Source organism: Bacillus sp. FJAT-27245 (assembly GCF_001273955.1).
In the GTDB taxonomy this organism is placed as follows: Bacteria; Bacillota; Bacilli; order Bacillales; family Cytobacillaceae; genus Bacillus_D.
In genome coordinates this window covers 2,227,331-2,253,351 of record NZ_LIGI01000001.1, presented here as the reverse complement: position 1 = coordinate 2,253,351, position 26,021 = coordinate 2,227,331, and the positions used below count along the sequence as shown (strand labels likewise).

Here is a 26,021-nt window from a genome sequence, read left to right as displayed (position 1 = left end):
GGCTTCAAACTGGAATTCTAGGTTAAATTAAAGGATTTACGACTTCAGGAAAAGAAGTACTACAGGGAGAACTTTTAGGAGGAATTAGAACATGGATCAAAAGCTTCGTGATTATTTTGTTGATAATAGGGAAAGGCAGTTAAACGAATTGAAAGAATATCTTGCGATTCCAAGCGTTTCTGCTCTTCCCGCCCATAAGGAGGATATGGTAAAGGCAGCGGAATGGACAGCAGATATGATGAGAAAAATCGGACTAGAAAAAGCGGAAATCCATACTGGGAAGGGCCACCCTATCGTATATGGCGAATGGATGAAGGCTCCGGGAATGCCTACCGTCCTCGTATACGGCCATTATGACGTCCAGCCTGTGGATCCGGTGGAATTGTGGGAAACGCCTCCATTCGAAGCTTCGGTCAGGGATGGAAAACTGTATGCACGCGGTTCAAGTGATGACAAAGGCCAAGTATTCATGCATTTAAAAGCCGTGGAGGCGATTTTGCATACACATGGACAGCTCCCGGTAAATATAAAGTTTCTGATTGAAGGCGAGGAAGAAATCGGGAGCCCGACCCTCCCTGCTTTCGTTGAAGAGAATAAGGAACTCCTCGCGGCGGATGTCCTTGTCATTTCCGATACGACACTGCTTGAACGGGGCAAACCGGCAATTGTCTACGGCCTCCGTGGTATGACTGGAATCCAAATTGATGTAAAAGGCGCTTCGGGAGATTTGCATTCCGGGCTATACGGCGGCGCAGTCCAGAATCCAATCCATGCCATCGTTGAAATCCTTTCTTCCATGCGCGCGAAAAATGGCTATATCACGGTAGACGGTTTCTACGATAAAGTCAGGGAACTTACCGCGGAGGAGCGCTCTGAATTCGCGAGCCTTGGCCAAAGTGAAGACACAATGGCCAGCCAGCTTGGCGTGCCCGAGCTTTTTGGCGAGGAAGGCTTTACTGCACTTGAGCGAATTTGGACGAGGCCGACGCTTGAAGTGAATGGTATTTATGGAGGTTTCCAGGGTGAGGGCCTGAAAACGGTCATTCCTTCCGAAGCTCATGCAAAGATAACCTGCAGGCTTGTTCCTGATCAGGACCCTCAGGAAATCGCGGACCTGCTCGAAAGCCATGTTAAAAAAGCTGCGCCAAAAGGGGTCACAGTTTCCGTCACCCAGTTTGACAAAGGCGCGCCATTCCTCACTCCTTTCGACCATCCTACCATCCAGCTGGCTGGAAGGGCGTATGAAGAGGTGTACGGAGTCCCGACTTCCTATATACGCGGCGGCGGATCGATACCGGTTGTCGCATCTTTTGCCGAAATCCTAAACGTTCCAATTGTGATGATGGGATTCGGCTTGTCGGATGAGAATTTCCATGCACCAAATGAACATTTCAATCTCGAAAACTTTGATAAAGGCCTTGAAGTAATCGCCCGGTACCTCTTTAAACTGGACGGGAACATATAGGAAACTTACTATCAGCGCGGATTATGGGTGATAGTTTGCATCAGTATAGAAAGGGCAGCCCTACTCGAAAAGGGCTGCCCTTTCTGTTCATTTGTCGTCAACAAACTTCCCGTGGTCCGGAATTGCGATGTCATCAAATTTTTCAACGAGAAGCGCGAGGTTTTCCCGTAAAGTATCCCCTGTCATCGGGCGTCCATGCCCAGTGATGGCGACGTTCGGTTTCAGGGCAGCAAGTTTTTCGACAGAAATTCTTGCTGCCTCCCAATCAGGTGTTAGATAACGCGGAGGCCCGCTGATTTCCTGCTCTTGGGTGAACACTTTATACAACGATTCCTGTTTAACAGTCACAAAGGCATCCCCGGCAATGAGGGCCCCATCTTTTTCACGGAATAAAGAAATATGTCCCGGTGTATGGCCTGGTGTATGGACCCATCGCCATCCTTCCATAAACGGGACAGTCCCATCCTCCGGAAGCACCTCTACATGGCCGTCAATTGTGATGGCTTCATTCGGGTAATAAGGAGAAATCTTTGCAAGCAAGCCTCCCTCCACCGTCGGATCCGGTTGAGGATAGTCCTCCACTCCCGTTAAAAATGGCAGTTCAAGCTCGTGCGCATAAACTGGCATTCCCCATTTTTCGATAAGTTCGGTTATACCCCCAATGTGGTCAAAATGGCCATGGGTTAGTATAAGCGCCTTTGGCGGGTTGTTTTTGCCGAATCTCTCTTCCGCTTCAGCAATAATATTGTCACCGGACCTTGGCATTCCGGCATCAATAAGTACCCAGTCATTGCCCTCACCAGGATAGCCGTAAAAAACGACATTCACAATTTGGAAAGGGAAATAGTACAAGTCACTTGTTACTTGCTCGCCGATACCGCTGTCTATGCTGGTCATCGGAATAAATCTTTTTTCCGCTTTGTTCTCCATTGTAAAACCTCCAGTTCCTTTTGTGCTCTGTTTCCTTATACCCGCTCTCTGTTCATTTATTCACAAAAAACGAACGGAGCAGCTTTCTGACGCTAGGCATTCCTAATACGAAAAAACTGTTATTTGAGGCTGTTTCCGGAGTTTGGTATACTTTATAGAAAATAATCCAATATGGAGGCAATATGCTGACTTTTCAAGAAAAACTCGCAATTATCGAAGCGTTCCCTGAACTGGAACGCAAGAACGTGTCATTGGGCCGTGTGAACTTCCAATTTGAAGGAAGCCGGACCGATAAGAAAAATGTTGTTTACCATCTTCATCCGAATGGAAACGGTTTTGTTTATGCAGGCGGCCTGGATGGCTATCAGACTGATGAAAAAGGGCTTGTTAATATTAGGGATTTTTCCGCTGAGGAACTCAAATCCGTGGTTGCAAAATCAATTTCACTTTTGTCCGGCAGCGATGAAGTACCGTCAACTGTTTCTCGCACAGAGCCTGAAAGATGGGCCAATAAGCGGAATGATGTCCTCGTTGTCGCGCACGAAGACGAATTATGGAATGTGTATTTTGGCGCAAATCTGGAGGAAAGCTTTGGAACGTACCGGGAAGTGGAAGACTATATGGCGGAAGAAGGATTTTCAAAAAAAGGATAATATCCATTCAGCCTTTTAACAAGAAAGGATTCTGTCCATAATAATTAAACGCAAGAGGCCGGTCCGCTACTTAGCGGGCCGGCCTCTTAATTTTATTTGTTGCTTTGACTAATGAATAACGGTAAATGGCTTCCATTCATCCGGAAAAAGGTGCAAATACTTAGGCTGGAGGAAACGGTCATCAATCAAAAGTATGGTCCCGCTGTCCGTCTCGGAACGGATCAACCTTCCACCTGCTTGAAGCACCTTAACCATCCCCGGAAAGGTGTACGCGTAATCATACCCATTCCGCTCTGTAGATGAGTAGTGCTTTTTTAACAAATCGCGCTCAAACGAAAGCTGTGGAACACCTGGCCCTACTATAATCACCCCATTAAGGCGATCGCCAGGAAGATCGATTCCCTCTGAAAAAATACCACCAAGAACGGCAAGGCCAATTATGCCGGTATTCCCGCATGCTTTAAAATGCGATAGGAACTCTTCCCTTTCTTCTTCAGCCATATTGGATTTCTGAATGATACAGTCAACTTCATGCCCCGTCCCAAGGCACTCCGCTACCTTCTCCATAAATTGATAGGAAGGGAAAAAGCAAAAATAATTACCCGGCCTTTCATCCAAAAGCATCCGGATCGTTTCGGCAATGCGATTATAGGAACGATCCCTGTCCCTGTAACGGGTGGACAAAGGCTGAATAAACACATCCGTCTGGCAGGGATCGAATGGAGAGGGAACGGACAGAAACGGATCGCCCACTTCCCCGCCAAGCACTTCCTTGAAATAGTCGGACGGAACGAGCGTGGCAGAGAAGAAAACTTTTGCCCTGAAGCCCTTTCCGGTTTTCCTAAGCAATTCCGAAGGATCAAGGCAAAAGAGTTTCAGAGAAAATTCCCCTTGCTTCATTTGGGTATAAATGGCGAACCGTTCATCGGCCACCCCTTCGGTTCTTAAAAAGTTTTGGGCGTTAAAATATGCCTCAAGCAGGATTTCGTCGGGAGCGGACTCGGCAGCAAGCTGAATTTCGGCTTCGCTGATAAACTTTCTTACGGTGTCCCCAAGCCCTTCAGGCAATTCCTCCAGGAGACTTTCCCTTTCACCGGCCGTCCTCTTTTTCGCTTCGATAAAATATTGGTTGAGCTCTGAAGCAGCCTTTGCCAAACTATTGTTTATTGGCTTGTATCCCCTTTTCACCGAAAGAAACAGAGACTTGTCAAGTGAGGCGGAGAACATCTCCCTGGCTCGGTCGGGAAGATTGTGGGCTTCATCGACAAGGAGTGCCGCCCGTTTCTTCTTTTCATCGAAAAGGCGCTTAAGCGAAACACGCGGATCGTAAATATAGTTGTAATCGCAAATGACCACATCGGCCAGATAGGCTAGATCAAGCGAAAATTCAAAAGGGCAAATACAATGTTTCCGGGCAAATGCCTCAATTTGTTCCTTGCCTAAAAACGTCCCATTTTCCAAAATATCGAGGACAGCCCCGTTAATCCGATCGTAATAGCCCTCGGCAAACACACAATTCCCTGGTTGGCAGCCCTGTTCTTCATTGAAACACGTTTTCTCCTTTGCAGTCAGGGAAACGGAGGTCAATTGCAACCCGCTGGCTGCCATAACGCTCAGTGCCTGTTCGGCGGCTTTTCTGGTCGTCGTCCTTGCGGTAATATAAAAAAGATTCCCGATTTTCCCCTCCCCAAGCGCCTTTATCGCTGGGAAAAGTGTTGAAATCGTCTTTCCGATGCCGGTTGGTGCGTTTACAAATAAGTTCCCACCTTCATTTATTGTCCGGTATACAGAAGCGGCAAGCTTCTTTTGCCCCGGCCTATAAGCAGGGAATGGAAAGGCAAGCAGCTGAGCGGTTTCTTTCCGCCTTTCCTGTAGGGAAATCGTTAGTTTGGCGTATGGGGTGAAATCTATAAGCAGCTGCTGAATAAACTCATGAAGTTCATTTATTGAAAAAACGTGATTAAAATGTTTTTGCTCATATGTCGCCCTTTGAACATATGTCAATCTTACTCCGATTTGGCCAATACCCTGTTCGGCAGCCACACAATACGCATAGCAAATCGCCTGTGCCCAGTGGACAGGATAGGAGTCTTGTTCAATCGCATCGAGATTTAGTGTTGTCGACTTGATTTCATCGATTACCAATTGTCCGTCTTCAACAAGCAGGCCGTCACAACGTCCATCAATGATAAAATCAATGTCTTCGTGCCGGATCAGCAGCCGCAGCGGCACCTCTTTTTGGTCACCCTCTTTATACCCTTTTTGCACAAACTGATGAGCTTTCGTACCCTCGGCCATTGCAGCTGCCGCCCCAATTCCGGTTTGAATACTGCCGCTCCGGTATACGTATTCCGCAAGCGCCCTTGCCGATATTTGGAACTCTGCCATTTTGTTTCCCCTTTGGCGAATATATGTTCTTTTAATCGTACCATATAAAAGGGTAAAGCGAAAAGGAAAAGGCGAAGGATTTGCTCCTTCGCCTTTTTGCTATTCAGTGGTTTCTTCTACGGGAATATCTTCCTTAATGTATTCATAGTCATTCGGATTGATTGGTGTGAAGCCGTCAGGCGTGTAAAACCTCAACAGATCCTTAAGGACGATTTCATCTGACAGTTGAAGTTCGGTTTTGACCCTTTCCGCATTTTCTGCGCACATTGCTCCATCTTCAAGCAGTTCGCCAGTGGCAGTGTCATAGCACTTCTCATTCACCTGGGTTACTTTAGGTGAAACGAAATCGCCATTCCTGAAACCGACTACCTGGTGATGCTGAGAAGAAAGAAGGTCTGAACCAAATTCCAGGAAGTCTTTCGTGTCAATTCCAAGAAGGTGAAGCACAGTCGGCCGCACATCGATTTGGCCGCCAAAGCTGTCAATTTGCTCCGCTTTCATGCCTGGTACATGGATAAACAGTGGAACCCTTTGCAGCTGTGCGTTTTTGAATGAAGTAATTTCTTCACCAACGACCTGGCTCATTGCTTCATTGTGATTTTCCGAAATGCCGTAGTGGTCGCCGTACATGACGATCATCGTATTGTCGTACAGGCCGGAAGCTTTCAGGTCATTGAAGAATTGTTCAATTGCCTGGTCCATGTAGTTCGCGGCCTGGAAGTAATGGTCCACAACGTTATTTCCTGTTGTGCCAGCCGGGAAGTCTGTATCCCCTTCGTCCATTTCAAATGGGAAGTGGTTGGACAAGGTAATGAATTTCGTATAGAAAGGTTGTTTCAACGATTTCAGTAACGGAATCGATTCCTTGAAGAAAGGCTTATCTTTCATTCCGTAGTTTTTCGTTTCTTCATCCTTCATTGTGTAATATTCGGCATCAAAGAAACGGTCGTAGCCAAGTGCTTTATACATGACATTCCGGTTCCAGAATGTTTTGTAATTCCCGTGGAAAACTGCGGAATTATATCCATATCCCTTCAGTATTGCAGGGTTTGCATGGAAGGTGTTCTGGGCCTTGTTAATAAAAACGGAACCCTGTGACATCGGGTAAAGCGAGTTTTCCATCAAAAATTCCGCATCAGATGTTTTTCCCTGGCTTGTTTGGTGGAATACGTTTTTAAAATAGAACGTATTAGGATCCCGAGTCAGCGAGTTGAGGAAAGGAGTCACTTCCTGCCCATCGAGTTTATAGTCGATGATGAAGCTTTGCAGTGATTCGAGGGAAATGTAAATCACATTCATCCCTTTCGCTTTCCCGAAATATTTCGGGTTCGGTTCGGTATAATTCGCATTCCTGTAGTTCTCTATTTCCGTAATATCGCTGCTGTCAGCCAATGCCCGCTGGCTGGATGATTTAATGTTTTGAACCGCATCATAGATGGTAAAATTGTAAGCCCCAAGGTATTTTACAAGGTACGCCCTGTCAAACGACCGGGTAAGCAGTTGTGGACGGTCCTTTTCGGCAAGCCCGAGGTTGAACAGGAAGGTTGTTACCGCGAATAGCATCGCAAGCCTGAATGAGCGCTTTCCTGGTTCCTTGAATTTCCCGAATGCCTTAACAGCCAAAAAGGCTAATAAAATCGTGTCGGTAAAATAAAATACATCTGTCAATGACATAAGCGATAGCGCGCTGTCGCCAAGTTGCCCCGCATTCGTCTTCGTCTGCATCAGAACCGGTACGGTAATGAAGTCATTAAAGAACCTGTAATACACTATGTTGGCGTATAAAAGGAAGGAAAGGACAAAGTTTAAAATCAGGATGAGCGTAAACTGGATCTTTTTCCTGAATAAAAGCGCGAATCCAAAGAAAAAGAGCGCAGAACTAATCGGGTTGATCAATAGCAGGAATCTCTGCATGCCATTGTCAATTCCTAGTTTGAATTCAATGTTGTAGGCAATGTAAGTTTTTATCCAGAACAGGATAACTGCCAGAATAAAAAATGAATATTTTCTATTTTTCCAATCTACTGTTTGTTTAAATTGCATCGTGTTGATTCTCCTTTCACTTACCGTAAACCACGGGTAAACGAACCTAAATCACTATAACACATTATAGGGGAAAGATAAAATAATAATACTGCCAATTCTTGCCGTCCGGCTGTTATATTTATTGGCTTTTTTCATTATTCCCCGACAGGATTCGTATTAGTTCGCTGTTCCTTAAAGCCCTTTCCTCCCCGGAGGCAAGGTCATATTTTTTAAGCAGGTGAAAAAGTTCATTCAAGGTCGTTTGTTCCGGGGCGCCCTGGAGCTTGGCTTCAAAAGCATCATATATAGTAGACGGAAGAAACCCCTTTTGGGTTTCATATTTTTTTCGGACATCTTCTAAACTGTGGTCAAGATTGCATTTTCCCATGGTGATCATCTCCTTTCCAATTCACTGCCAGCTGTAACTCCCATTTTTTTAATCAGGATTTTGTTATTCCTATTTTTCATAAATACGTAAAACATAAAGAAGAGGATCGCACTTGAGGCGCGAACTCCGGTAGAAATGGACATAGATATCCCTATGTTGGTTGCTTCTAGTAAAAATACCCCAAACTGGGGAGCGATAAAACCAATTATCGCTAACAAAACATTATAATTGGCAATATACGAGCTCCGGTTATCTTCCTTCGTCACTTCCAGGAGCTGATTGAACAAAATGAGGATCGTTCCGGAAACAAAAAATCCGGACAGGCCATTGGCAAGGGTAATATAGACGAGATTGGTGGAAAGGATCATCGTTACCGGCGCGAGTGCCATTCCGAGTGCGAGCGGAATCATCATCTTTGAATTCCCATGCTTGTCAGCCATCTTTCCCCACCATGTAAAGCTCGCAATTTGCGCAAGCTGGTTTGCGACGGTTAGGATACTGATCCAAAAACCATTCGCATGTGCATAGCTGATTTGATAAATGCTGAACAGCGGCCAGGCCATTTGCCAGCCAAAATTGAAGTACAAACCGCAAATCAGGAAATAAAAATACGGCTTATCGGTGAAAATCCTTAGTCTTAGGCTAAATCCGGATTGTTTCGGCTTTTGTTCAGCCTTTGCTTCCCGATGTTTCATTATGTAGTAGACTTCCGCGGCTCCGAAAAAAACAGCCAGGAGAAAAAGAGCCTGGTACGGCAATGGATTGCTTTTGTCGAATTGCTGCAGGGAAAGGCCTATTAAGAACGTAGCAGCCATGCCGACAATCGTCAATATTTTGTTCCTTTCGCTAAAAAAACCATTTCGTCGGTGGTCGGGAATGACATCTCCTATAAACGATTGCCAGCTAAGCATCGCAAATGAACCAGGAAAGTTCATCAACCCCACCAAAAGCACAAAGACCCAGCTTCGGTACGTTTCAGGAACATAGATGACAAAAACCATGCAAAAAAGGAATAGCCTGGTTGCGAGTACCGAATAGGCGGTAAAGGTTTTTTTCTGGTTAATCCTTCCCATCATAACGGAACAAGTGAGCATGGCGAACATTCCAATAAACTGCGGGAGGGAACTGATAAGCCCCACTTGATAGTTCGAAGCCCCGAGGACGCCGATTGCGAATAAGGTAAAATAGTTATTCGTTAAATTTTGTACAATTGTTGAGGCAATTCCATTTTTAATGCTGAAATTCTCGTTTGTTTTCACCGTTTCCGGGAGTTGGTTAAGGTTCACAGCTTCATCGTCCTTCGAATAATAAAAGCCTCATTTTGACTAACTTCATTTGTAATCATAAACCCCCGCCAGTGAACCTGCAAGACGTAATTTTACGAAATAGGAAAATAAAATGGCTTGTTGTTGAAGCTCCATTTTACATTCACTTTTTCAAAGGTAAACTCTTGCTCAAAAAGCCTACTTTGGAAGCGAATGTAAAGGAATGTATATATAATAGAAGCTACTTAGGTTGAATCAAAAATTTTCATTTCTCCAAGTACCTATATAGGTTGAACTAAAGATTGGTTTCCAAATGTGGACGAGGTGGTTAATTTCCGCTCCGGGCATTTCGCTTTCCCCGGGGCGCCAACGCAACTACCTAAATATCTAATGAATAAACAGGAAATGCAATGTGCATTTCCTGCCTTATTCAAGATTAGAGCCAAAATCCGCCCTTGCAATGGCGACGGCCGTATGAAGTTCCTGCGACATTCCCGCCATATTCATTTCCGTATGAAGTTCCTGCGACATTCCCATCATATTCATTGCCGTAGGATACGCCTGCGACATTCCCATCATATTCGCTATAGTCGCCGTAATTGTAGTCCCCTGCTCCGCCTACGTCCATGGAAGAATACCCGTGGCCCTTACCTTTCCGCGCGCCTTCAATCCGAACCCTATTCGTGCGGATGATGACCTGGTCGGCGTCAATTTCTACTGTTCTCACACGGTTACGGGATTGCCGCTGGCTTTGGCCTTGAACCATGCCTTGTCCCATTGTGTAGTTTTCGTTGTAAGACATCTTTAACCCTCCCTTCCTGATTCCTACTGTAACTTATGTAAGAAAACTGAAAGTGAGTGGACAAGTATAATGATTTCAAAAAAACTTTTTGGTTTTTTCAATTTTTGGTGTTGCACGGATAATATTTGTACACCTGCCCACTCTATTATAAGAGGAACTTGATTGGAGGGGTCCATGTGGATTCAAATAGGCTTAGGCAAATCCTTTCATCATCAGCGGACATTGATGTAACCTATAACGGTGTTTCCGTCTGGATTGATGAACTGCATGACGACGGAAAAATGGCGACGGTGCATTTGAGAGGGCCATTGGAGGAGCGGTCAATTGTTGATATAAGGGAACTTAAAGAGGAATAAGTGAAGCCCCGCAAAACGCGGGGCTCTCTTCATGCGTCAGTGTCCGTGCCTTCCCTTATCAATGATGGCTTCGGCTGAGTAGTACGGTTAAAGGATTTAAGTGTATCCCTTTTAAAAACCCCAAGGTCCTTCCCGGCTCCCGGCGCGGTCTTACCCATTGGAAGCTGTTCTAATTCTTTGCCCCTTGGCATCCTGGTCCCCCCTTTTCGCCTTATTGTTTGCTTGAAAGGAGGTTGCCTATTCTTTCAATTGTACGAACTATTGGCCCTGGGAAGGAACCCTTCCGGCATTCGGCTTTCGCCAGTTCCGGTAAGCTGTCTTCCTTGCCCCGGGATCATATTTGCCCATTGGTTTTTTCTGAAAAACGTCACGTAAATAAGGGTATCCATCATGATTGGGTTGTTTCAGCAAGGACATTAACTGAAGGATATCGTCCAAAGCCCTGTGCTGCTGTACTCCGGAAATTCCATGGGCTTTCAACAAGGATAGGAGGCTGCCGCTTGGGAAGCCGTATTGTTTCCAGGGAATATTCCTCATTGTGCAGTACCATTTCAAATTATTTACTTCCGGGTACATATAATAAAGAAAGCTTCTGTCAAAAGAGGCGTTATGGGCCAGTACAGAATTCGGGTAAGAGAAAAACTTTTTAATTTTTTCATCATCAAATGCTTTTCCTTCCACATGGCTGAATGGGATGCCATGGACCTTGAATGCGCCAGGATAATTACGAATCGATGATGATGACAATGGTTCACGGAGGAACGATGCCTCCTCGAGAGTATCGATGATTTCCCCTGTTTCTTCATTATATGTAAATAATATAAGCCCAAGTTCGATAATTTCGTCCTCTCCCGGCTTAAGGCCGGTCGTTTCCGTATCAGCCAGTAGGCCCGTTTTAAGTTTACCTGACATAGCAGATTCCTCCTTGTTTTTTCGCGGCCTTCCTATAGGACCAATTAATGGTTATTCTACACGTTTGCATTGTATTTGTCTTTTGTTAAGGAATGAAGTTTCGTTTTTCCTCCTCTTGATGGGCCTGAAAACGTGGACAAAATTTATTTTAGATGAAGCGCCTGCCCAATAATTCGATTATACTTGGGTATGAGGATAAATTCCGTTAGGAGGAAAAGCTATGAATAACCATGAGATTGATTACAAGCTATATGGAGATGATATGCAATTCGTGGAAGTTGAACTAGACCCGAATGAAACGGTCATTGCCGAAGCCGGAAGTCTAATGATGATGGAAGACGGCATTTCAATGGAAACAATATTTGGGGATGGTTCCGGTGGGACCGGGGGCTTTATGGGGAAGCTTTTCTCCGCCGGGAAGAGGATGTTGACGGGTGAAAGCCTGTTTATGACAACGTTCACGAATGTCGGAAGCGGCAAACGCCATGTTTCCTTCGCATCCCCTTATCCAGGAAAAATCATTCCGATGGATTTAAGTGAGCTCGGCGGCAAGATTATTTGCCAAAAGGATGCCTTCCTGGCAGCTGCAAAGGGTGTTTCGGTCGGGATCGAGTTCCAAAGGAAAATTGGCACCGGTTTCTTTGGGGGCGAGGGATTTATCATGCAGAAACTTGAAGGCGATGGATTGGCCTTCATCCATGCTGGTGGAACCATCCATAAAAAAGAGCTGCAGCCTGGCGAGGTTTTGCGTGTCGATACAGGCTGCCTTGTTGCCATGACTTCGGGGGTCGACTATAATATCGAATTTGTTAAAGGAGTGAAAACAGCGCTGTTTGGCGGTGAAGGACTATTTTTCGYGACGCTTAGGGGGCCTGGATCTGTATGGGTCCAATCGCTTCCATTCAGCCGCCTTGCAAGCCGTGTGTTTGCTGCGATGCCTCAAATGGGCGGGTCTCGTGATGAAGGAAGCCTCGCAAAAGGACTGTTCAACATTTTAGATGGGGATTAATCTTTTTAAAAAAGGCTTGTGTACGCTTCATCACCATGGTACAATAGCAAAGCGATGAGCTGAATTGTGTAAGCCGGGAAACATTCCGTTTCGGAACATGCGAATGTGGCGCGTGGTTTCCCGCCTCAATACGCAGAAAGGCGCCTGTCCTTGTGACAGGCGCCTTTCCTTTTATATTTTTGCAAGCAGTTCGCTCAGCAATTCGCCAGGCGTAATTGTTGCGTCTCCGCCTCCCTGGGCAAACAATTCGTTTCCGCCGCCCCTTCCATTAATCAATGGAAGGGCACTGGATACAGCTTCTTTCATATTCCCGCTTGCATCGTTGCTTTTAGCACAAACGAGCTGAAGCTTGTCCCCGTTTTTTGCAACAAGTACTGCCCTCGTTCCATCCTCTTCCATAACGATCGCCCTAGCCAGTTTCTGAAGTTCCTGGACCGGCCTGTTTTCAAACAAGCCAGTGACAGGAAGGTTTGTATGTTCCCTATTTTGCCGCATTTGTCCCGCTTCGAACGCAATCAGCCTTTCGTCTGCTTCCTCCAGCTTTTTTTCGAGCGCGTTTTTCGTCTCCAAAAGCGTATTTATGGCAGATTCCATTTCTTCCTGGGGAGCATTTAATAGCGGGGTAAGCCTTGCGAGAATCTCGGTTTTCTTGGAAAACTGCCGAAAAGACCTGTTTCCGGCTACAAATGTGACGCGGTATTTTTTCTTTTCCTTTTCGATTGCGAGAATCTTGATCATTCCCGCCTCACCTGTCGAGCAAGGATGTGTGCCGCCGCAGCCGTTGTAATCAAAATCTGGGATAATGACGAGCCGAATGTTTTCTTCAACCGCTAAAGCCTTCCGCAATGGCAGTTTTTCCGCATCTTCCTTGTTCACCCACCTTGTTTCAATCGGCCGATTCTCAAGGACGATGTGGTTCGCCAGCATTTCGGCTTCCTTAACTTGGCTATCATTCAGGGTACTCATATCGAGATCGATCGTGGATTCTTCCTTGCCAAGATGGAAGCCGACCGTCCTGAAGCCAAAAAGATTGTCAAAAGCGGCTGAAAGGATATGCTGGGCTGTATGCTGCTGCATGTGGTCGAATCTCCGTTCCCAATCAATCGTACCTTCAACAGGGCCATTCTCGGCATCAAGGCTTGAGGCAAGGTAATGGCGGATTTCGCCATCCACCTCTTCTACCTTCTTTACTTCCACTCCATTCACAAATCCGGTGTCGAATGGCTGTCCGCCGCCTTCCGGATAAAATCCCGTCGCCTCCAAAACGGCATACCACTCCCCGTTTTCATCCTGTTCCTGTTTAATTAGGCTTGTTTGAAAAGAAGTCAAGTAGGGATTTTCATAATATAGTTTTCTTGTCATTACGCGCCACCTCTATATGTTGTAAACCAAAAACAAATCATGCCTGTTTGTACAGGGCCAGTAATCTAGTTATAGCGCCTGGCTTCTTAAAAAGTCGATCGCCTGGCTCATGTTCGTGAACGTCCTCGTGCCCTTTATATCAATACCGGCGTTGACTGCATGCACGGCGATTTCTGGCCTAATCCCAGCAATCACAATCGAGATTCCCAGCAACTTGAAGCCCTTTATTAAACTATTGAAGACTGTAATATTCGATTCCATCCGAATAATCGATAAAGAGGAAGCATCCAGAATAAGATGGAGCATGTCCATTTTCGATGCCTTACGCATCGCTTCTGCCCCTAATGAGGTAAATTTGGATTGATCCATTTCATATGGCAAGGTCTGCATTGAAAGCATCCCGATGCCTTTTCCGATAGGGATGATATTGATTGAATTCGCTTCCATAAATGACCTGAATTGTTGTTCGCGTTCGTGTCTTTCGGTAATATCCTCAAACTCAATCATGGCGCCAATGATTGAACCGTCATCTGCACGCAGCAAGGTTGAACGCTGGCTGAGGGTTTTCCTGTATTTCCCCCAAGTGTATGGAAAAACATCGTACCTGAAATCCCGTTCCTGTTCGAGCGAGTGCTGGACCGTCCTTGTAAATTCCGGAGGATTGTCAAAAAATTCATCAATATTCCGGCCAATTGCCTCTGCAGGCTCAATATCGAGTATAGTTTTGCACATTTTATTGGCAACCGTTATGTTAAAATCCTTGTCGATTGCCATGACAGCAAATGTTAAATGATCAAGTACGATTGTATCCATCCACGCATCCCCCTTATTAAAAACAATACTACCATATCCGTATCGGCAATTGTGCCTTTTAAGATGCCTTCAGGAATAAAATTTTGGTAGAACAAAATGCGCAAGCGCCTTTTGTCAGGGTTAAGATTTGTGATTCCTTTTTTTCTTATAAATATAGTCAACGAAAAAGCCAACCCCCAAAAGCAGAGCCGGCAAAATGAGGATGTACCAGATTAGCAATAGAATCGCCCTCTTTTTTCGTTGCACCATTTTAAGAGGATTACGAGCAATATGTGTGAAAATAGGTCACGCAATTTTCATTATTTGTGCATTAGTGAGCAAGCTTTTGTTTGTATAATGAGATTGAGAAACTTTAAGGAGAATGGATGATAAAAATGGCCAAATTGCTCTATATTTCAGCAAACCCAAAAGGTCCGGAGAAATCGAAAGGCATGCAGATTGGCGAGGCCTTTTTGCAATCTTTCATCGAGGAACAGCCCGATATTAATATTACGAAGATTGACCTATTTCAGTTTGATATGGCGCGGATGGATGCGGACCTTATTTCGGCCCGGGGAAAACTGGCCGGTTACGGACTGTCGTTTGATGATCTGACAGAGCAGGAGAAAACCAAAATCAGCAAGATGCATCGCCTCGCTGACGAGTTTATCCAATATGATTACTTTGTGTTTGTCTCGCCTTTATGGAATCTTAGCTCCCCTGCCGTGTTGAAAACATTCCTGGACAATCTTTTTGTTACAGGGAAGACATTCGTCCACACAGCGAATGGCCCAAAAGGATTACTATCCGGTAAAACCGCCATCCACATCCAAACAAGGGGCGGCTTGTATACCGGGCTGCCAATGGCGGAGTTGGAATCAGGAGACCGCTATTTGAAAATCGCGCTTCGCTTCCTTGGAATCGATGTGCTCGACTCGGTAATCGCTGAAGGCCTCGATGCTTTCCCGAAAAAAGCCCCTGGAATTGTCGGAGAGGCGAAGGTCCGTGCCGTCGCCGCCGCAAAAGTGATGGCGCGTCAACCGGCGTACTTGTAAGAAACAAATGAAAAGCTGGCACTTAATTGTCGTCAGCTTCTTTATTCCCCTTTCGTCTCTGCCAACTTTCCAAAAATCATTCTATTAAGCTTTGGCGCCGCCAGGAACAGGGCTGTTCCGATGAGTGCGATGACAAGGATATAGATGCCTGCGAAGATTTTCAGCTGCCCGGCGGCAAGGCCGGCCATAATGACCGAAAACTCCCGCTATCCCCAAGGGGTGCCGTTTTGGTCGAAGGGAAATTTTAAAGAAGAATGAAAAAAAGGCCCTTCGGAGGACCTGGTTAATGTATATCTCTCTTTTTGAAACGGCCTCCCCTAACCTCCGAAATATCCGCAAGCGCAAGGAAAGCAGAGCTGTCATAGCCTTGGACAATATCTTTTAATTTTGCTTCCTCCAACCGCGTGATGACACAAAAAATTACCTTCTTATTATCGCCGGAAAAAGCGCCTTCACCTTCCAGATAGGTGACACCTCTACCTAGGCGGTTAAGTATCGCATCGCCGATTTCCTGGTAATGGTCGCTAATAATCCAGGCAGATTTGGATTCCTCAAGGCCCTGGACAACAACATCAATCGATTTAAATGCTATGACATAGGCAAGGATAGAATACATCGCGCGGTCCCAGCTGAAGACGAATCCAGCAGCTCCTAGAATGAAAACATTGAAGAACATGATAATTTCCCCAACCGAGAAAGGCGTTTTCTTTGTAATCAGAATCCCCAAAATTTCCGTTCCATCGAGGGCGCCCCCGTAACGGATGACCAGCCCGACACCTACTCCGACAGCCATTCCTCCGAAAACGGTCGCCAACAGAATATCAGCCGTAAACGGTGGAACCGGATGAAAAAGGGCGGTGAAAATGGACAAGGATGTAATGCCGAATAACGTGGAAAAGGCAAAGGTTTTGCCAATTTGTTTGTACCCTAAATAAAAGAATGGTATGTTGAGGATGAAAATGAACAAACCGAGGCTGATGCCTGTAACGTGGGAAAGCATAATGGAGACGCCAACAATCCCTCCGTCGATGACTTTGTTCGGGACAAGGAATATTTCAAGCCCTACCGCAGTCAGGACGGACCCTAGGAAGATCCCGATGGTCCTGGCAAGGATCTGGACTCTCGTAAGCCGTTTGTGTGTAGCCTTTACTTGTGTTAATTCTGTCATTCATGGACCTCCTTCTTTCTACATAGTTTAATTATACAGCAACAAAGACTGCCAAATCCGATTAAATGCCTTTTTTTCGGGAATTTTTTAGTGGATGTTGCAAAGGCGCGGAGATTTTTTTTGGAAAGAGGGGTTTAGTGGAAGCATAATTAGGTCAAAACAATAGTGAGTACTTTTTAAAAGGAGGCAGGATCATGGAGAACCTAAAGGAAATCAGGTACTGCGAAAACTGCAAGCAGGAAACGGAGCATCTTGCCCTAGAGGACTCACTGGAGATTGAATACCACTGCGCCGTCTGCGGCCAGAACACGGAAGTATACAAAAACTATTTTTAATGAAATGCGGGAGGCCTTCCAAAGTGGAATGACGGCCTTCCTTTTTTAATTGTCTTTACCTCTTTCCTGCTTTAATGAGCAAGTTGGGGAACTTGTTTTTTAATTTGTTTACAATCGGTCAATACTGGCGTTCCCGAAATTGATTTAAAAAGTTTTTTTTAAAAGTTTAAAAATCCATTTGACCTTTTCAACTTTTGGCGCTATAATAATTTTTGTGCCATAACGTTACGAACGATTTTGGTGCGCACGGTTATCCCGGTTTGAAGCTATTTATTATATCATGTCCCAGTAGCTCAGTAGGATAGAGCAACAGTTTCCTAAACTGTAGGTCGGAGGTTCGAATCCTTTCTGGGACGCTACAAAACCCTTGAGTTTTCAAGGGTTTTTTTATATTTTCCTTGTACAGGCACCTTCAGAAGTACTTATTTTTCCCCGTATAATAAGTCCAGGACTATATCCTCGGGACATCTGGGTGTGATTGTTTCGAGATAGTTGTTTACCTTTTCTTTGTACTTCTCCACTGAACGGCTGTTTTTAAAAAAGCCGGCAATGTGCCTTTCGATTTCCTGCCCGCCATCCGTGTCGGCATCCAGGCGCATGATAACGCCAAGCTTTTCGAGTGTCTGCAAATTAAATTCCTCCTGGCCAGGCAATGCGTGGAAAATGAAAATCGGCAGTCTTTTAAAAAGACATTCGCTCAGCGTTACCCCTCCCGGTTTTGTCACGATCGCATCTACAGAATCGTATAATTTGTTCATTTCTTTCCTGCACCTAATGTATTCCAGCGGTTTGACATTTCTTTTTCCCAACGCTTTAAGCCGTTCATACAAGCCTTTATTCGTACCGCACAATATCGAATACTGAATCCCTCCCCTTTCCCCCACCCTGGAAACCGTTTGTTCGATAGAGCCGATTCCAAGGCTTCCTCCGGTGACCAATACGGACAACCTTGAAGAATTTTTCTTTTTATCAGCAAGGGATTTTTTCCGTATGGATGGATGAATCGGGATGCCAGTCACATAAATCCTATTTTCACTTATCCCCGCAGACGCCAAAAAATCGCCGGCCTCTTTTGTCGGCGCAAAGTGAAAATCAATCGACTTTTTCCCCCACACTTGATGGATGAAATAATCGGTATACACATTGACCACAGGTACATGAACCTCTCCCCTGCCCTTCAAGATGTTCAGCAAATAGGATGGCAAACCATGTGTGCAAACGATAAGGTCGGGCGTTTTTTCATCGAGCAGGTTTCTCATTGCCTTTAAAAATAGCCATTCATAAAGCTTGAATTGTTTTTCAACCTTAGTGCCGGTATTCACATTTAGGCGGTATACCAAACTGTATAACCTTGGGAATGTATGGATCCACCTTAAATAAATTTGTGAGACAGCCTTCTCCATTTTTCCAAATGTATAGGAAAGAATGTCGACAACTTCGCATTCAACTTTTGGCTGCTTTTCTGCGATTCCGTCCATGATGGCCTTTGCCGCCTGGTAATGCCCTGAAGGGATTTGCAAAAACGGCAGAAATAAGATTTTTTTACTGGCTGTGTGTTCCATTCCAATCCCTCAATCTGTTAGTCCAGGTTGTACGACGGCAGGAATTCCTTCAATTCCCTCGGTTTAAAGGTCTTTTAGCCTGTATAATTGAATATGGAGGTGATTTTCCATGAAATTACTCATTTTCGCCATTGCCTTCATTTTTCTTATTTGGGCAATTCGGCGTGCATATATAAATACGAAGGACGTTGTTTTTACGAAAATTAAAGTCGGACAGGGCTCAGGCACTGTACCGGTCCTGAACATCCTGCAGCTTTCGGATTTGCATCTTGAGAATATCTCCATTTCTCCCGAGAACTTAGTTGAAAAAGTAAAAACTGAAAGAATCGACCTGATTGCCATTACAGGTGATTTTCTGGACAGGAAGCGTTCCATTCCAAGGCTTGTTCCGTATCTAAGAGCATTGCATAATTTGAAACCGAAATACGGAATGTACGCCGTGTTGGGAAATCACGACTATGTCTTGAAGGGAGAAAACCTTCAGTTTTTAAAAGACACTCTTAAACAGGAAGGCTGCACTGTGCTCTATAATGAAAACATGCACATCCTTGTAAATGGACAGCCGGTCAATATAATTGGCATTGACGATTTCAGTACAGGCCGAAGCAGGCTGGACGCTTCATATAAGGGTTTGAAGGACGGAATGAATGTGGTTCTGACACACGACCCGAATGTTGTTCTCCATATGAAGGAATACCATTATGATTACTTGCTTGCGGGCCACTTCCACGGCGGGCAAATTTGTTATCCGAAAGCCTATCATCTTGTGAAGATGGGCAGGCTTGTGAGGATGAATATGATTAAAGGCTTGCATTGGTACGATGGGAAGCCGTTCTATATTAACGAAGGCCTTGGGCAAACAGGGGTTAATATCCGTGTTGGAAGCCGCCCTGAAATTACGTTGCATCAATTGTTTTTCACCCCGGCAAAAGGAGTTTCACAGCCGGCTGTCTAAAAAGCTGCCAATCCTTCGTTGGCAGCTTATTTTTCGTGGGTTAGGCTGTACAGCTTCCTTAGTTTTGCCGTAGACATGACCAAATATCCGGGCGGTGATTTCTTCCCAAGCCTTTGCAGGGAAACATCTTTAACTGAAAGAAAGAGAATTGGCAGGAAAGTAACCCACTTTAGCCAGTGGTACACAGGATTTGAGATTGAGAAAACCTCAAACCCTAACCGTTCTGCCCCCTTGCATAAAGTTGTGATCCCAATGATCCCTTTAATCTCATCCGAACGTTTATGGCCTTTGATAAAATTCTCGATTGCCGGCAATGACCTCAGGACATGCTGATAAATAATCCTTGCCCTCCGTACATCATTTTTTATCGGATAGATATCCCGAAGGATCCGGACGTTATGAAGATGGATTTTTACAAGAACGTCGTTTTTTGAAATTTGTGTGCCATCGGAAAGCAAAAGATCCCGTCCTTTATATTTTGTAAGCCTCACCCGAAAAATATTGTTTGCATCTTCCAGGTAAGTGAGCCTTGTACAACGGAAGTAAAGCGGGTCCAATACCATCCATGCACTTAATAAATGTTGTTTCATCCCTATTCTTCCTTTTTCCGATAAATAAAATTCTCACATCCAGGCTGTCAGCTATCCAGAAACCCGATCGTGGCCATTAGGGGAAGATGATCGGAAGCATTGCTTTCCGAATTGTACACTTCCGTCTTGATGGCCTGAAGGTTTTTTGTTGCGAAAATATAATCGAGCCGCCGAAACGGCTTCCTTGAAGGAAATGTATAGCCGCCATGCTCTTTGTTTGTTTCCAGCCACACATCATTGAATGTGTCGGCCATTTTCCTCCATCCCCTGGAAGATGGGACCATGTTCATATCCCCCATTACGAGAAGTGGCTGTGATCTGTTTTTGGCCTTCTCCAAAATAAACGCGATTTGCTTTCTATGCTGGAAAAGGCCAAGGCTTAAGTGTGTAACCCAAATACCAAGTTGCTTTTCTCCTATATTTACATTGGCCTCTAATATGGCGCGGGCTTCTGCCCTTTTTGGGAGGAAGTCAAAAGGATGATTTTCTACTTTCATTAGTGGAAAACGGCTCAACAACGCATTGCCAAATTGTTTGTCATTGCCACCTTCCTTGTTTTCCACTGTCACGGCAGGTCCATAAACATGGTCCATTTCCAGTTTTTCCGCCAGCCACCGGGCCTGGTCGAGAAAGCCGCTCCTGTTGGAATAAAAACGGTCGACCTCATTCAAGCCAATGATATCGGCTCCGGATCCCTTTATAATCCTCGCAATCCGCTCCAAATTCAGCTTCTTATCGGTCCCTCTCCCATGCCGGATATTAAATGTCATTACCTTGAAATCCACTGCCGCACCTTCCCGCCAAAGAATTCACTACTATCTTTTCTCAAGGCTAAATCTTTATTAAAAAAACTTTATCCATTTAGTTGCCGAAAAATGGCGGGGAACATGTTTTTTTCTAAATTCGTACATATTAACGATAAGCGCCACTATTACTGACAAGGGATGGACTGCCGCCATGAATGTTAACCCACCCAAAGGAAAACCGGTCATCATGATCATAGTCGATACGTTAATGGACGCCCCACTTAACGAAGCAATCCGGGCAGGCATGGCGCCGGCGTTTGATTTTTTCATAAAAAATGGCACTTATTCACCCGACCTCGTTGCTCCCTTTCCAACCATGTCGGTAAATGTGGATACGACGTTGCTTACCGGAACGTATTGCAATCAACATAAAATACCCGGCCTTGTCTGGTATAACATGAAGGAAAACAGGCTAATCAACTACGGAAGCCATTACCGGGAGCTATTCAAACTGGGTGTTGTAAAAGCGGTTGAGGACTTGCTCTTCAACTTGAACCAGTCCCACATTAGCAGGGAAGTAAGTACCCTACATGAGGATTTGTACAGACAGGGACTTGATTCTGCATCGATAAATGCACTCGTCTTCCGTGGCAACACGCCACATTTTCTTCATTTACCCAAAATTCTCGGGCGGTTTACCCCGTTAAGCAGGACGCGCCCAGTTTACGCACCGGTGATTTTTTCTTATGGAAGATTTTCGAAACTGGGGAAGTCTTGGAGGAACGAACATTTCTGGCAAAAGGCTGGCGTCAATGATCGGTCTTCCGTCCAGCAATTTAGCCCTCTTGTTTTGGAAAAAAAACTGCCCCCTTTTACGATTGTTTATCTTCCGGATCTCGATCAGCGGATCCATAAATACGGGCGAATGGACAGGGTGGGCATTGAAAAAGCGGACAAGCAGCTGCAACAAATCCTGGGCCTTTTCGGCGATTGGCAAAAAGCACTTGAAAATATCAGCTGGATTATTATGGGCGATAATGGCCAGGCATGGGTGCATTCGGATCGTAAGCACGCGGTAATTGATTTAAGGAAGCTAGTAAGCCCCTATAAAATCATGAGGCTTGGAAAAGGTCCGGCAACCGGGGATCAAGTCGCCCTCGCGGTAAATGACAGGATGACGTATGTTTATTCATTGAATGAGGACGAAGCGCTGATTGAAGACATTGCCATGCTCCTTTCCGGGGACAACAGGATTGATGTGATTGCTTGGAAAAATGGTAGGCAGATAAAGGTCCGTTCAGGTGGGATTGTCGGGGAATTACGCTTTCAGCCTGATGGCGTTTTACATGATCAATATGGCCAAACATGGGATTTGGAAGGAAACCTGGACATTCTCGATATTTCTGTCACGGATAATCGGGTTAAGTATGGTTTGTATCCCGATGCGCTCGCAAGGCTATATAGCTCCCTTCATTCACATGAAGGTGAATTCCTTGCGGTAAGTGCACGTCCAGGCCATGAGTTTGTAGGAGAAGGCAGCCCAGTTCACTTGGGCGGGGCTGGTCACGGGGGATTCCATGAACAGGATTCGCTTGTCCCCCTCATTGTAGCGGGCGCCGATTCGCTACCGGAACATATGAGGATAGTTGATTTAAAAAAGTGGATCCTTTCCCTGATAGTAAAAAGTACTTAAAAGGAACGGTTTAATTTTCGAAGGAGGAATGCAGTATGGAAACAATTGACCCAAAGGAAATAAAAGCGGGAGACGAAGTGTACGTCATCTACAATAATCCGCACACACCGACAGTTGCAAATATCCGCCCTGCAGAAGTTGTCCAGCACCCAAAGGATCCTAACGCGCTTGCCTTGTTCATTCATGAAACCTTTCATGTTATTGAGGATGATGACGCGCTTTTTTCCTCGGAAGAAGCAGCCGAAAGGGCATTTAAGGACCATTATTTTTAAAATCGTCCCCTCCTGTTCCCGGAAATTGCTGAATAGATTGGATGTAGTTGCACACCCTAGTAGTGGAGGTGAATTGAATGGATAACCAAACCAATCGCCAGGGAAACAATAATCGCGATAACAACGGCGGATTTATGAATAAGATCKGCCAGACGATTGAGAACGTTGTCGACGCTGTCACAGGTGATAACAAGAACAATGGCCAAAAGAATCGCAGGCAAAACAATAACAATCGATAATTTGTTTGAAACGCCAATCACTTTGGCGTTTTTTCCTTTTTGACGAGTTAGTGGATTTTTCAAAACGTCGGCCGGTAAAATGTTTCGGAAAGCTCGTATTTTTTGCTGGGTCTTTGAGAAACCAATTGAGCACTGGCCAGCCCGCTCTTTGGGCGCTAAAGCAATTTCGTTATGTTTCGGGTGATTTAATTGAATGTGGGCTTTCACAACGTGATTACCTTTCATCAAGAAACTTCAAAGACTATCAGGATTAGCTTAGCCGGATGGTTAGTTTCACGCGAAAAAGAAAAGCTGCCCATAAATGGCAGCTCCCCTTTCCACTATTTAAAATGAACATTTATGATCACGACTTCGGAACGGGTGCCAATGCGCAGCGCTGGGCCCCAGGTGCCGAAGCCGGATGATACGATTGAATGAAGTGTCCCTTTTTTCAGATAACCCCAGTCATTTTCATATATCCGGCTCGTAATGAATTGCGCGGGAGCAACCTGGCCGCGGTGTGTGTGCCCCGATAAGAGAAGGTCAATTCCGGCGCGCATCGCTTCCTCAAGGGCAATCGGCTGGTGGTCCATCAGGATAACGGGCTTTGTAACATCCTCGCTTCCCATGAATGAATCGAGCTCGGCCCTGCTGCGGTCGGTCGGATCCTTACGTCCGGCGAGAATAATTTCATTATTGACCACTACAGTTTCATCCTCGAGGACCGTAATCCCCGCCTTCTCCATTTCTGCCACGATTTTCTCCTTATCCCCGCCGTAATAATCGTGATTCCCAAGAACCGCATAAACTCCTAGGGGAGCGTGAATCTTTTTTAGGCTCTCATCCATATTGCTTTTCAAAAACGGAGCAATATAATCATCTATCAAATCACCCGGAATTAGGATCATATCCGGTTTTTCAACAAGGGCTATTTCTACAAAGCGGTCAAGATGGTTTTTCCCGACAATCTGGCCAAGGTGAAAATCGGACGCCATGAGGATTTTCATGTTCTCCCGATTGGCCGGCTTTTGGATTGTTACATCATATGTACGTACGACAGGGCTCCACGCGTTAAACGAGCCGTATACAAAGATAATTGTATAGAATGCGAGAACTCCGATGCCAATCCAGTAAACGCCCCTTTTTTTAAAAAGAAGCACAAATATGTTGATAATCGGCAAAATCAGTAGACTGTAGCCGACGATGACCATCCAATACCCGCCAATCAGGCTAAGAAGAGGGATGGGAATAAATCTCCCAGCGAACAATGAAACGGATAGGAAGATTATAAGAGCGATATAGGCGTATTTGCATTTTCGCAGCGGCTTGTTCAGCCTAAGCCAAACCCAGCCATTGAATCCTATATAGAAACAAATAAGTCCGTAAACAAGCAAGGCAGCCGCAATGGCTGCAACAACAGTCCAAGTCATATGCAGAATGTTCCTTTATCTTTATTGTATCGTTATACTGAACAGGGTCACGGCACTTCAAAAGAGCGTGCCGTTTGCATGGGCGCGCTCTTGTTTGGCAAGGCCAGGTTACAGATCCTTAAGGATTGTAGACTGGATTTTTCGGATGGCATCACCCCTGCTGATGACGCCGACAACCCGATTTTCTTCATCAATGACAGGCAATTTTTTAAAATGATGGGTAGAAAGGTGTTTAATAGCAATATTCACGTCGTCTTCGGGAGTAACGGTAACAAGATTTTTCGTTTTAGCGATTGATAGGATTGGTGTGCCGGCGGTTTCCTTCAGCCTCGTTTTTACATCCATTTCTTCCATGCATTCCATGTACAGGAGGAAATCGAAAATTTTCCGGTCAATTGGCTGGATTGCGCGGAGGATATCCCCATCCGTTATCATACCCAGCAATTCGCCATCCGCTCCGCAAACAGGTGCTCCCCCTATTTCTTTTTCGACGAACAGTGCCATAAGCTCGGCAAGCGTCATTACCGGCGCAGCGCTAATGACATCCGCAATCATAAAATCCTTCACTTTCATAAGTCCCACCAGCCCTTTTTACATAGGTTGTACATCCATTTTCAGTATTTCAATTTGGGTGGAAAAAGTCAAACTTGTTGGAAAATGTAAATCAGGGTCTATTTAAAATTGTAAACTACTCCCGTCAACTCCTCTGATAGGCTCCACAGCCGCGCCGCCGTTTCCGCATCATAAATTCGCTCAATGACCGGGTCCTTTCTCGGGTAGCCCTTCCGTTTCTTTTTCCCTTCCGGCCCAATGTATTCCCCGCCCTGCAATGAAGGCTCGGTTGCCGCATAAAGTGTCGGCAGGGCGCCCATCGCGGTTGGCTGGGTGATGGCCCGAGAAATCATCCTGAACAAACTGTTCATTTCCCGTCCGGAATTTCTCGATGCAAGATTCGTATGAGTCACGCCAGGATGGCAAACGATGCTTTTTACATCAAGGCCGCTCCGTTCAAGCCGGATCTGAAGCTCTTTCCCGAACATCATGTTGGCGAGCTTGCTCTGCCCGTAAAATTTGTACCGTTTATAGCCGCGCGACCCATCAAGGTTGTCGAAGTCAATCCGCGCCTTGTGTGCGGCGAGGCTGCTTATCGTGACAACACGGGAACCGGGAGTGTTTTTCAACAAATCCAATAACAGCCCTGTAAGTGCGAAATGACCAAGATGGTTGCTGCCAAATTGTGCTTCGAACCCGTCTCGAGTTTTGCTTAATGGCGGCATCATGATTCCTGCATTATTGATCAGGATATCGAGTGAAGAGAACCGTCCGGAAAATTCGCCTGCAAATTTCCTGATGGATGCCTGGTCGCTCAAATCAAGCTGCATCAAGTTGACGGATGCATCCGGGCATTCCGACATTATTTTGGCGGCAGCCGCTTCCCCCCTTGCGATATTCCTTACTGCAAAAATTACCTCTGCACCTTTTGCGGCGAGCGCACGTGCGGCCTCAAAGCCGATTCCGCTATTTCCGCCAGTTATAACCACCCTTTTTCCCGCTACATCGCTTATGTCCTCTGTAATCCATCCATTTGTCATCTGCATCCTTCTCCCAAATCTTCTGATGCCCTAATTATAGTCGAATGGTGGCGTTTTA

The 26,021-nt window shown here is 45.4% G+C and carries 28 protein-coding genes and 1 tRNA gene; 10 read left to right on the top strand and 19 right to left on the bottom strand.

The annotated features are described in order from the left end of the window. Positions 1 to 91: 91 nt before the first annotated feature. A complete protein-coding gene (locus ADU24_RS10865) occupies positions 92 to 1,465 on the top strand; it encodes a dipeptidase (protein ID WP_053366653.1) in 1,374 nt (457 codons plus the stop codon). Positions 1,466 to 1,552: 87 nt separating this feature from the next. Here ADU24_RS10865 and ADU24_RS10860 read toward each other — a convergent pair whose 3' ends face one another. After that, positions 1,553 to 2,395, bottom strand: a complete 843-nt coding sequence (locus ADU24_RS10860) for an MBL fold metallo-hydrolase (protein ID WP_053366652.1) — start codon at positions 2,393 to 2,395, stop codon at positions 1,553 to 1,555. Between the two features lie 182 nt (positions 2,396 to 2,577). On the opposite strand from ADU24_RS10860, the gene ADU24_RS10855 reads away from it, so the two are divergent. Beyond that, entirely contained in the window at positions 2,578 to 3,048 is a 471-nt protein-coding gene (locus tag ADU24_RS10855) for a hypothetical protein (protein WP_053366651.1), read from the top strand. A 108-nt stretch (positions 3,049 to 3,156) separates the two neighbouring features. Here ADU24_RS10855 and ADU24_RS10850 read toward each other — a convergent pair whose 3' ends face one another. The 5 genes from ADU24_RS10850 to ADU24_RS10830 all read right to left on the bottom strand — a co-directional run bounded on the left by ADU24_RS10850 (position 3,157) and on the right by ADU24_RS10830 (position 9,916). Continuing rightward, a complete protein-coding gene (locus tag ADU24_RS10850) occupies positions 3,157 to 5,436 on the bottom strand; it encodes an ATP-dependent DNA helicase (RefSeq protein WP_053366650.1) in 2,280 nt (759 codons plus the stop codon). 99 nt (positions 5,437 to 5,535) lie between these two features. Continuing rightward, a complete protein-coding gene (locus tag ADU24_RS10845; RefSeq protein ID WP_053366649.1) occupies positions 5,536 to 7,479 on the bottom strand; it encodes an LTA synthase family protein in 1,944 nt (647 codons plus the stop codon). A 121-nt stretch (positions 7,480 to 7,600) separates the two neighbouring features. Further along, positions 7,601 to 7,849 carry a hypothetical protein gene (locus ADU24_RS10840; protein WP_053366648.1) on the bottom strand — a complete coding sequence of 83 codons (249 nt, stop codon included), beginning with the start codon at positions 7,847 to 7,849 and terminating at the stop codon, positions 7,601 to 7,603. Positions 7,850 to 7,854: 5 nt separating this feature from the next. Beyond that, positions 7,855 to 9,135 carry an MFS transporter gene (locus tag ADU24_RS10835; RefSeq protein WP_053366647.1) on the bottom strand — a complete coding sequence of 427 codons (1,281 nt, stop codon included), beginning with the start codon at positions 9,133 to 9,135 and terminating at the stop codon, positions 7,855 to 7,857. Between the two features lie 415 nt (positions 9,136 to 9,550). Further along, positions 9,551 to 9,916 (bottom strand): hypothetical protein, encoded by a 366-nt coding sequence (locus ADU24_RS10830; protein WP_053366646.1) that lies wholly within the window; start codon positions 9,914 to 9,916, stop codon positions 9,551 to 9,553. Positions 9,917 to 10,092: 176 nt separating this feature from the next. Between ADU24_RS10830 and ADU24_RS10825 the strand changes: the two genes are divergently transcribed. Beyond that, positions 10,093 to 10,272, top strand: a complete 180-nt coding sequence (locus ADU24_RS10825) for an H-type small acid-soluble spore protein (RefSeq protein ID WP_053366645.1) — start codon at positions 10,093 to 10,095, stop codon at positions 10,270 to 10,272. A gap of 29 nt (positions 10,273 to 10,301) precedes the next feature. Here the strand turns inward: ADU24_RS10825 and ADU24_RS23025 are convergent, their stop codons facing one another. Together ADU24_RS23025 and ADU24_RS10820 are read right to left on the bottom strand one after the other, a co-directional pair. Continuing rightward, positions 10,302 to 10,463 carry a hypothetical protein gene (locus ADU24_RS23025; RefSeq protein WP_156324561.1) on the bottom strand — a complete coding sequence of 54 codons (162 nt, stop codon included), beginning with the start codon at positions 10,461 to 10,463 and terminating at the stop codon, positions 10,302 to 10,304. 67 nt (positions 10,464 to 10,530) lie between these two features. Further along, complete coding sequence (locus ADU24_RS10820; protein ID WP_053366644.1) at positions 10,531 to 11,184, bottom strand: exonuclease domain-containing protein; 654 nt, start codon at positions 11,182 to 11,184, stop codon at positions 10,531 to 10,533. Between the two features lie 220 nt (positions 11,185 to 11,404). Between ADU24_RS10820 and ADU24_RS10815 the strand changes: the two genes are divergently transcribed. Beyond that, entirely contained in the window at positions 11,405 to 12,193 is a 789-nt protein-coding gene (locus ADU24_RS10815; RefSeq protein WP_053366643.1) for a TIGR00266 family protein, read from the top strand. 171 nt (positions 12,194 to 12,364) lie between these two features. Here ADU24_RS10815 and ADU24_RS10810 read toward each other — a convergent pair whose 3' ends face one another. Then, a complete protein-coding gene (locus tag ADU24_RS10810; RefSeq protein WP_053366642.1) occupies positions 12,365 to 13,555 on the bottom strand; it encodes a serine-tRNA(Ala) deacylase AlaX in 1,191 nt (396 codons plus the stop codon). 69 nt (positions 13,556 to 13,624) lie between these two features. Continuing rightward, positions 13,625 to 14,368 carry a PAS domain-containing protein gene (locus ADU24_RS10805; protein ID WP_053366641.1) on the bottom strand — a complete coding sequence of 248 codons (744 nt, stop codon included), beginning with the start codon at positions 14,366 to 14,368 and terminating at the stop codon, positions 13,625 to 13,627. Between the two features lie 365 nt (positions 14,369 to 14,733). Between ADU24_RS10805 and ADU24_RS10795 the strand changes: the two genes are divergently transcribed. Further along, positions 14,734 to 15,402: an NAD(P)H-dependent oxidoreductase gene (locus ADU24_RS10795; RefSeq protein WP_231689598.1), complete on the top strand. Its 669-nt coding sequence runs from the start codon at positions 14,734 to 14,736 to the stop codon at positions 15,400 to 15,402. Between the two features lie 41 nt (positions 15,403 to 15,443). On the opposite strand, the gene ADU24_RS23020 is transcribed toward ADU24_RS10795, so the two are convergent. Both ADU24_RS23020 and ADU24_RS10790 read right to left on the bottom strand, forming a co-directional pair. Then, positions 15,444 to 15,590, bottom strand: a complete 147-nt coding sequence (locus tag ADU24_RS23020; protein WP_156324560.1) for a hypothetical protein — start codon at positions 15,588 to 15,590, stop codon at positions 15,444 to 15,446. A gap of 95 nt (positions 15,591 to 15,685) precedes the next feature. After that, positions 15,686 to 16,570: a YitT family protein gene (locus ADU24_RS10790; protein ID WP_053366639.1), complete on the bottom strand. Its 885-nt coding sequence runs from the start codon at positions 16,568 to 16,570 to the stop codon at positions 15,686 to 15,688. Between the two features lie 194 nt (positions 16,571 to 16,764). Between ADU24_RS10790 and ADU24_RS23330 the strand changes: the two genes are divergently transcribed. Beyond that, positions 16,765 to 16,905: a hypothetical protein gene (locus tag ADU24_RS23330; protein ID WP_197277500.1), complete on the top strand. Its 141-nt coding sequence runs from the start codon at positions 16,765 to 16,767 to the stop codon at positions 16,903 to 16,905. A 282-nt stretch (positions 16,906 to 17,187) separates the two neighbouring features. Further along, positions 17,188 to 17,261, top strand: a tRNA-Arg gene (locus ADU24_RS10785). Positions 17,262 to 17,327: 66 nt separating this feature from the next. On the opposite strand, the gene ADU24_RS10780 is transcribed toward ADU24_RS10785, so the two are convergent. Then, the gene (locus tag ADU24_RS10780; protein WP_053366638.1) at positions 17,328 to 18,467 is read right to left on the bottom strand and encodes an MGDG synthase family glycosyltransferase; all 1,140 of its coding nucleotides are present in this window, start codon (positions 18,465 to 18,467) and stop codon (positions 17,328 to 17,330) included. 109 nt (positions 18,468 to 18,576) lie between these two features. On the opposite strand from ADU24_RS10780, the gene ADU24_RS10775 reads away from it, so the two are divergent. Next, a complete protein-coding gene (locus tag ADU24_RS10775; RefSeq protein ID WP_053366637.1) occupies positions 18,577 to 19,422 on the top strand; it encodes a metallophosphoesterase in 846 nt (281 codons plus the stop codon). 26 nt (positions 19,423 to 19,448) lie between these two features. On the opposite strand, the gene ADU24_RS10770 is transcribed toward ADU24_RS10775, so the two are convergent. Both ADU24_RS10770 and ADU24_RS10765 read right to left on the bottom strand, forming a co-directional pair. Then, positions 19,449 to 20,012: a YkoP family protein gene (locus ADU24_RS10770; RefSeq protein ID WP_053366636.1), complete on the bottom strand. Its 564-nt coding sequence runs from the start codon at positions 20,010 to 20,012 to the stop codon at positions 19,449 to 19,451. A 47-nt stretch (positions 20,013 to 20,059) separates the two neighbouring features. Continuing rightward, entirely contained in the window at positions 20,060 to 20,797 is a 738-nt protein-coding gene (locus tag ADU24_RS10765) for an endonuclease/exonuclease/phosphatase family protein (RefSeq protein WP_053366635.1), read from the bottom strand. Positions 20,798 to 20,969: 172 nt separating this feature from the next. Between ADU24_RS10765 and ADU24_RS10760 the strand changes: the two genes are divergently transcribed. Together ADU24_RS10760 and ADU24_RS10755 are read left to right on the top strand one after the other, a co-directional pair. Then, positions 20,970 to 22,451, top strand: coding sequence for an alkaline phosphatase family protein (locus ADU24_RS10760; protein ID WP_053366634.1), 1,482 nt, complete (start codon positions 20,970 to 20,972; stop codon positions 22,449 to 22,451). A gap of 35 nt (positions 22,452 to 22,486) precedes the next feature. Further along, positions 22,487 to 22,723 carry a transcriptional regulator SplA domain-containing protein gene (locus ADU24_RS10755; RefSeq protein ID WP_053366633.1) on the top strand — a complete coding sequence of 79 codons (237 nt, stop codon included), beginning with the start codon at positions 22,487 to 22,489 and terminating at the stop codon, positions 22,721 to 22,723. Between the two features lie 56 nt (positions 22,724 to 22,779). Here the strand turns inward: ADU24_RS10755 and ADU24_RS10750 are convergent, their stop codons facing one another. From ADU24_RS10750 to ADU24_RS10735, 4 genes are all read right to left on the bottom strand, one after another. Further along, the gene (locus ADU24_RS10750) at positions 22,780 to 23,187 is read right to left on the bottom strand and encodes a hypothetical protein (protein WP_156324559.1); all 408 of its coding nucleotides are present in this window, start codon (positions 23,185 to 23,187) and stop codon (positions 22,780 to 22,782) included. Positions 23,188 to 23,282: 95 nt separating this feature from the next. Then, positions 23,283 to 24,371, bottom strand: coding sequence for a metallophosphoesterase (locus ADU24_RS10745; protein WP_053366631.1), 1,089 nt, complete (start codon positions 24,369 to 24,371; stop codon positions 23,283 to 23,285). A 108-nt stretch (positions 24,372 to 24,479) separates the two neighbouring features. After that, positions 24,480 to 24,944, bottom strand: coding sequence for a CBS domain-containing protein (locus tag ADU24_RS10740; protein WP_053366630.1), 465 nt, complete (start codon positions 24,942 to 24,944; stop codon positions 24,480 to 24,482). 98 nt (positions 24,945 to 25,042) lie between these two features. Beyond that, on the bottom strand, positions 25,043 to 25,963 hold the full coding sequence (locus ADU24_RS10735) for an oxidoreductase (RefSeq protein ID WP_053366629.1): 921 nt from the start codon (positions 25,961 to 25,963) through the stop codon (positions 25,043 to 25,045). Positions 25,964 to 26,021 lie beyond the last annotated feature (58 nt).